Here is a 6,532-nt window from a genome sequence, read left to right on the forward strand (position 1 = left end):
CTCCAGGACGACGGCACGGGCCGCGCCGTCGTCCTCGGGTGCGAGCCAGCTGCCCGCGGTGACCAGCGGCCGCCCGGTCCCCGGCGGCCGGACGCCGGTCGCCCGCAGCGCGACCGCCGCCCGCGCGCCGCGTGACTCGACGGTGGTGGCGGCGGTCCGGTAGGGGCCCGAGAGGGCTTCGACCCCGTCGAGCCGGGACAGGGCGGCCGGGTCGGCGCCCGGCCGGGTCTGCAGCCAGATGTGGGCGCCCTGGGACTGGTTGAAGATCCGCTGCCAGGGGTTGGCGGCATAGCTGAACAGTGCGCCGGCCAGCAGCAGGGAGGCGATGATCCCGGCGCTGGCCAGGACGACGAAGAGGGCCTCGCCGCGGTGTGCGCGGAAGTCGGCGTGAGCCCAGCGAAGTGTGGCCCGCATGCTCATTCCTTCAGTTCGAGCACGCCGGACACTCCGCCGGCCGGGCCGCGGTGGCCGCCGCCGAGCTGTGCGTCGTCGGCGATCCGTCCGTCGAAGAAGCTGATGACGCGGTCGGCGGCGCTGGCCATCCGGGCGTCGTGGGTGACCATCAGGATCGTCTGTCCCCGCTGGTGGAAACGGGACAGCAGCCGCAGCACCTCGCGTGTGCCCTTGCTGTCGAGACTGCCGGCCGGTTCGTCGGCGAGGAGCAGAGCGGGGTGGTTGACCAGGGCGCGGGCCAGTGCGACGCGCTGCTGTTCGCCGCCGGAGAGCTCGCCGGGCATGGACTTCTCCCGGCCTTCGAGGCCGAGCTCGGCGAGCAGTTCGGCCCGGGACTCGCGGGCGGCCCTGGGCGAGGCGCCGGCGAGCAGCGCGGGAAGTTCGACGTTGTCGGCGACGGTCAGGTTGGAGACCAGGTTGAAGAACTGGAAGACGACGCCGATGCTGCGCCGCCGCAGCACCGCCCAGCGGGCCTCGCGGTACTCGTCGACGCGGCGGCCGTCGAGCCAGAGTTTTCCGCTGTCGGGCCGCTGGAGACCGCCGATCAGATGCAGCAGTGTCGACTTCCCGGCGCCGGAGGGCCCGGTGACGGCGACGAACTCGCCCGGCCGGACGGTCAGGTCCACACCCCGTACCGCGTGGACCGGCGCGCCTTCGCCGTGGTGCGTCTTGGTCAGGGCCTCCGCGCGCACGATCGGCGCGCTGCCGCGCCCGTCGTCCGCCGTCCCGGCGGCCGCGTCCCGTCCGGGTACGGGCGCCGTGCCGTGCCCGCGGCGGTCGCCGGAAGCCGCGTCGTGGCTCATTCCAGCTCCTCCTGACAGCGCTCCAGCCAGTCCAGGTCGGCCTGCAGGTGCAGCATCGCGCCCTCGATCAGCAGTTGGGAGATCCGGTTGTCCCGGTCCTCGGCGGCGGCCAGCTTCGACAGGTCCCGCATGGTGTTGAGGTACTGTCGCCGCTGCTTGTTGATCAGGGCGACCGGGTCGGCGAGCCCCGACTCGGGCGCCAGGGCGAGCTTCATGAAGAACTCGTCCCGCACGCGCGGCTCGTCGGTGGTCTCCTCGAACCAGGCCTGCACCGCCTCACGCCCGGCGTCGGTCAGCCGGTACGTGCGCTTGTTGGGTCGGCCGGACTGCTCGACGTCCTCGCCGTCGATCAGCCCGCTCTTCTCCAGGCGGCCGAGGGTGACGTAGATCTGGCCGACGTTCGGCTGAGGGTACGCGGCGCCCAGGAGCTTCTCAAGGTCCTGCTTCAGCTCGTAACCATGTGCCGGGCCACGGGTGAGCAGTGCCAGGAGCGGCAGCCGCACGCTCCCCCCTCTCTCCCGCTGACGTAGTTTCCTGTTGGCCGGGCGGCGGGCGTGTGGCCCACGGCACCTGTCCGGTCCGCCTGGACGTCTAGTATCGCCCATGCCTAACGGGTATATATAGGGCCCGATGGTCGGCGACGCAGCCGGATCGTGCACCGGGAGGAACCTATGCGGTGGATGCGTGCCGCGGGTAGAGCTCTCCTGGTCGTGGCGGTGCTGCTGGCGGGGTATGCCGGTTTCGGCGCCCGCGCCGGTGGCGTGGACCCTCAGGGCCGCGGACCGATGACGCTGGCGACGGCGGGTGATCTCACCGACTATCTCTCGCCCCTCCTCGACGACTGGAACCGCGCCCACCCGGACGAGCGGGTCACCCTGGTCGAACTGCCCGACTCGGCGGACGAGACCCGGGCGCAGATGACCAGCGAGCTGCGTTCCGGCAGCGACCGCTTCGACGTACTGAACATCGACGTGGCATGGACCTCCGAGTTCGCGGCGGCGGGGTGGATCTCCCCGCTGGAGCGCGACCGGTTCCCGCTCGACAGTTTCCTGCGGCCGGTCGTCGACACGGCCACCTTCGACGGGCGGCTGTTCGCGGTCCCGTACGTCACCAACGCCGGGCTGCTCTACTACCGCAAGGACATCCTCGAACGGGAGGGGGTCGAGCCCCCGCGCACCTGGGCCGAGCTGGCCCGGCAGGCCCGTACGATCGCCCCGAAGTACGGCCTGGACGGGTACGCCGGCCAGTTCCTGCCCTACGAGGGGCTCACCGTCAACGTCGCGGAGGCCGTGCACTCCGCGGGCGGGTCGATCCTGCGGGACGACGGGGAGCGGGTCACCGTGGACTCCGCCGCGGCGAGGGCCGGGCTGACGTTCCTCGCCGACGGGGTGCGTCAGGGGTGGATCCCCCGGGAGGCTCTCGGCTACAAGGAGGAGGAGTCGCGGCAGGCGTTCCAGGACGGCCGGCTGCTCTTCCTGCGGAACTGGCCCTATGTGTACGCGGACGCCGGCGCCGAGGGCTCGAAGGTGGCGGGGAAGTTCGGCGCGGTGCCGCTGCCCGGGCCCGACGGGCCCGGCACCAGTGTGCTGGGCGGCTCCAACCTCGCCGTCAGCGCCCACTCGCGGCACCCGGCGTCGGCCGCGGACCTGATCGCCTACCTCACCAGTGAGCGGGTGCAGCGGCAGGTTGTCACCGAGGGCTCGCTGCCGCCGGTGCGCGCCGCGCTGTACGAGGACCCGGAGCTGATCAAGGCCCATCCCTATCTGCCGACGCTGCGCCAGAGCGTGCTGTCGGCGGTGCCGCGCCCCAAGAGTCCGCGCTACGACCAGGTCAGCCTGGCGGTGCAGGCGGTGGCGCAGGACGTCATGGCGCTGCGGCAGACGCCTGCCGAGGCCGTCGCGCGGCTCGCGCGCGAGCTGGGGACGATCTCCCGCAGCGACTGACCCGCTCACGCCCACCTCCCGTCCGTTCCGGAGAGCCTCTACTTACATGTTAAGTAGAGGCTCTCTTTTTGACACCTGGGCATTACCGTACAAACCACCCCACCTTTCGACGGTTTCCGGAAGCATCGTTGACACCTTCCAGTCACCGCTACTTAACATGCATGCATAACAGCGCACCCGGTCCGGGGCGCTCTCGCATTCAGCAGAAACAGGTCGACGCGAGATGCTCAGCACGCTTCCGGCCGGCATCGGCCGGCCCTCCCGCCCTGCCTCCACACCTGAACCGTGGTGGCGCGACGCGGTGATCTACCAGGTCTACGTCCGCAGCTTCCTCGACAGCACCGGGGACGGCATCGGCGACCTGGCCGGCGTCCGGGCCGGGCTTCCCTACCTCAGGAAGCTGGGCGTCGACGGCATCTGGCTCAGCCCCTTCTACCCCTCGCCGCAGCACGACCACGGCTACGACGTCGCGGACTACCAGGACGTCGATCCCGTCTACGGCGACCTCGCCGAGTTCGACCGGCTGGTGGCCGACGCCCGCCGCCTCGGACTGAAACTGCTGCTCGACATCGTCCCCAACCACTGCTCCAGCGAGCACCCGTGGTTCCGCGAGGCGCTCGCCGCCGGCCCCGGCGGCGCCGCCCGCTCCCGCTTCCACTTCGCGCCCGGCCGAGGCCCCGACGGGGCAGAGCCGCCCAACAACTGGCGCGCCATGTTCGGCGGCCCCGCCTGGAGCCGCGTCACCGAACCCGACGGCACGCCGGGGGAGTGGTACCTCCACCTCTTCACCCCCGAGCAGCCCGACCTCAACTGGCGCGACCCGGCCGTCGGCGACGACTTCGAACAGGTGCTGCGCTTCTGGCTGGACCGCGGCGTCGACGGCTTCCGCATCGATGTCGCCGCCGGACTGTTCAAGCACCCCGCGCTCCCCGACTCCGACGACCCGTTCGCCGACGAGCGCTCCCGCGACTCGGTCAACCCGCTGGCCTGGAACCAGCCGGAGGTCCACGACGTGTGGCGCCGCTGGCGGTCGGTGTGCGAGGAGTACGCCGCCCGTGACGGCCACGACCGGCTGCTCGTCGGCGAGGTCTCCGTACCCACCGCCCGGGAACACGCCGAGTACGTCCGCCCGGACGAGCTGCACCAGGCCTTCTTCTTCGACCTGCTCTCCGCCCCCTGGGACGCCGACGCCTTCCGCTCGACGATCGACGAGGCGATACGCGACATCGCCGGCACCGGCTCGACCGTCACCTGGGTCCTCAACAACCACGACCAGGTCCGCACCGTCACCCGCTACGCCGGCGAGCCCGGCGTCGAGGCCAGCGGACTCGGCGCCGCCCGCGCCCGCGCCGCCGCCCTGCTGATGCTCGCGCTGCCCGGCGCCGCCTACGTCTACCAGGGTGAGGAGCTCGGCCTGCCCGAGGTGCTCGACCTGCCCGACGAGGTGCTCACCGACCCGATCTTCCACCGCACCGGCAGCCGCAAGCGCATCCGCGACGGCTGCCGTGTCCCGCTGCCCTGGTCCGGCCACGCTTCCCCGTTCGGCTTCAGCCAGGGCGTGGCCGGGGCCCGGCCGTGGCTCCCGCAGCCCGAGTGGTTCGCGGAACACGCCACCGACCGGGCCCTGGCCGACACCCGCTCCTTCTGGCACCTGTACCGCGACGGCCTGCAGCTGCGCCGCAGTCTCCCGCAGTTGGGGGAGGGCACGCTGCGCTGGCTGGACGCGCCCCCGCAGGTCCTCGCCATGGCCCGCGGTGACGGGCTGATCTGCGCGGTCAACTTCGGCACCGAGCCGGTCCCCGCGCCCGTGACCGGAACACCCCTTCTCTCCAGCGGTCCCTGCCCGGACGGTGTGCTCCCCGGAGCGACCGCCGCCTGGTGGACCGGCGACCACCCCGCTTCCTGATCCCCGTTCTCCCCCGGAAGGACTCACCATGCGACGAATCGGCAGCACCACCACCCGGCGTGCGACGGCCGCCGCCTCCGCGGTTCTCGGCCTCACCCTCGCCGCCACCGCCTGCGGCGGCACCACCGGAACCGCGAGCGGGGGCGGCGAGCTCAGCGGCCAGACCGTCACCGTGGCCGGCGTCTGGACCGGCAGCGAACAGAAGAACTTCAAGAAGGTGCTGGACGCCTTCAGCGAGAAGACCGGCGCCAAGACCGTCTTCGTGCCCTCCGGCGACAACGTCTCCACCTTCGTCGGCAGCAAGATCGAGGGCGGCAACGCACCGGACGTCGTGATGGTGCCGCAGGTCGGCGTCCTTCAGCAGTTCGCGAAGGAGGGCTGGCTCGAGCCGCTGTCCGACAAGACCGCGAAGACGGCCACCGCGGGCCTCGCCCCGGTGTGGAAGAACTACGGCACCGTCGACAAGACGTACTACGGCCTCTACTTCAAGGCCGCCCACAAGTCCACCGTCTGGTACAGCCCCGAGGCGTTCACCCAGGCCGGCGTCAGTGCCCCCAAGACCTACGAGGACCTCCTCAAGACAGGCCGCACACTCGCCGACTCCGGCAAGCCCGCCTTCTCCGTCGCCGGTGAGGACGGCTGGACGCTGACCGACTGGTTCGAGAACATCTACCTCTCCCAGGCCGGACCCGAGAAGTACGACCAGCTCGCGCGCCACGAGCTCAAGTGGACCGACGAGAGCGTCGTCAAGGCGCTGACCACGCTCGGCGAACTGTTCAAGGACGACCAGCTGGTCGCGGGCGGTGCGAAGGCGGCGCTGCAGACCGACTTCCCGTCCTCCGTCGAGCAGGTCTTCGGCCCCGAACCCAAGGCGGGCATGGTCTACGAGGGAGACTTCGTCGGCGGCATAGCCAAGGACGAGTTCGGCCGCAAGCTCGGTGAGGACGCCGCCTTCTTCCCGTTCCCCGCCGTCGGCGGGGGCGAGGCCCCGGTCGTCAGCGGCGGCGACGCCGCCGTCGTCCTCAAGGACGGCAAGAACAGCAAGGCCGGCATGAAGCTCCTGGAGTTCCTGGCCACCCCGGAGGCGGCCGAGATCTGGGCCGGCGCCGGTGGATTCCTGTCGCCCAACAAGGACGTCAGCCTCGACGCCTACGGCGACGAGACCACCCGCTCCACCGCCGAATCCCTCGTCGGGGCGGGCGACTCGGTCCGCTTCGACATGTCCGACCAGGCGCCCGCCGCGTTCGGCGGTACGAAGGGCGCCGGCGAGTGGAAGCTCCTCCAGGACTTCCTGCGCGACCCGTCGAACCCGAAGGCCACCGCGGCGAAGCTCGAGGCCGCGGCCGCCAAGGCGTACGGGAACTGAGGCAGCCGCCATGGCCGACACCCTCAAGGAACGGGCCCCCCGGGCCCGCGCTCCCAAGGCC

General features: G+C 71.6%; 5 protein-coding genes and 1 pseudogene. 3 read left to right on the plus strand and 3 right to left on the minus strand.

Annotated features, from left to right (window positions below):
- From ACWGH4_RS28430 to ACWGH4_RS28440, 3 genes and pseudogenes are all read right to left on the minus strand, one after another.
- Nucleotides 1-414, minus strand: a pseudogene (locus tag ACWGH4_RS28430) (ABC transporter permease); the annotation flags it as partial.
- Nucleotides 415-416: 2 nt separating this feature from the next.
- Nucleotides 417-1,256, minus strand: coding sequence for an ABC transporter ATP-binding protein (locus ACWGH4_RS28435; protein ID WP_453465962.1), 840 nt, complete (start codon nucleotides 1,254-1,256; stop codon nucleotides 417-419).
- Nucleotides 1,253-1,759 carry a PadR family transcriptional regulator gene (locus ACWGH4_RS28440; RefSeq protein ID WP_005310452.1) on the minus strand — a complete coding sequence of 169 codons (507 nt, stop codon included), beginning with the start codon at nucleotides 1,757-1,759 and terminating at the stop codon, nucleotides 1,253-1,255. The genes ACWGH4_RS28435 and ACWGH4_RS28440 overlap by 4 nt, the downstream gene beginning before the upstream one ends.
- Before the next feature lie 168 nt (nucleotides 1,760-1,927).
- On the opposite strand from ACWGH4_RS28440, the gene ACWGH4_RS28445 reads away from it, so the two are divergent.
- The 3 genes from ACWGH4_RS28445 to ACWGH4_RS28455 all read left to right on the plus strand — a co-directional run bounded on the left by ACWGH4_RS28445 (nucleotide 1,928) and on the right by ACWGH4_RS28455 (nucleotide 6,471).
- A complete protein-coding gene (locus ACWGH4_RS28445; protein ID WP_453465964.1) occupies nucleotides 1,928-3,199 on the plus strand; it encodes an ABC transporter substrate-binding protein in 1,272 nt (423 codons plus the stop codon).
- Nucleotides 3,200-3,422: 223 nt separating this feature from the next.
- Nucleotides 3,423-5,105, plus strand: a complete 1,683-nt coding sequence (locus ACWGH4_RS28450; RefSeq protein ID WP_453465966.1) for a glycoside hydrolase family 13 protein — start codon at nucleotides 3,423-3,425, stop codon at nucleotides 5,103-5,105.
- 28 nt (nucleotides 5,106-5,133) lie between these two features.
- Nucleotides 5,134-6,471 carry an ABC transporter substrate-binding protein gene (locus tag ACWGH4_RS28455; RefSeq protein ID WP_453465968.1) on the plus strand — a complete coding sequence of 446 codons (1,338 nt, stop codon included), beginning with the start codon at nucleotides 5,134-5,136 and terminating at the stop codon, nucleotides 6,469-6,471.
- The last annotated feature ends 61 nt before the right edge of the window (nucleotides 6,472-6,532 follow it).

It is taken from the genome of Streptomyces sp. NPDC054847 (genome assembly GCF_053610925.1).

Coding starts and splice junctions, on each gene's coding strand:
- ACWGH4_RS28435 (WP_453465962.1), bottom strand. CDS start 1,256: ATGAGCCACGACGCGGCTTCCGGCGACCGCCGCGGGCACGGCACGGCG.
- ACWGH4_RS28445 (WP_453465964.1), top strand. CDS start 1,928: ATGCGGTGGATGCGTGCCGCGGGTAGAGCTCTCCTGGTCGTGGCGGTG.
- ACWGH4_RS28450 (WP_453465966.1), top strand. CDS start 3,423: ATGCTCAGCACGCTTCCGGCCGGCATCGGCCGGCCCTCCCGCCCTGCC.
- ACWGH4_RS28455 (WP_453465968.1), top strand. CDS start 5,134: ATGCGACGAATCGGCAGCACCACCACCCGGCGTGCGACGGCCGCCGCC.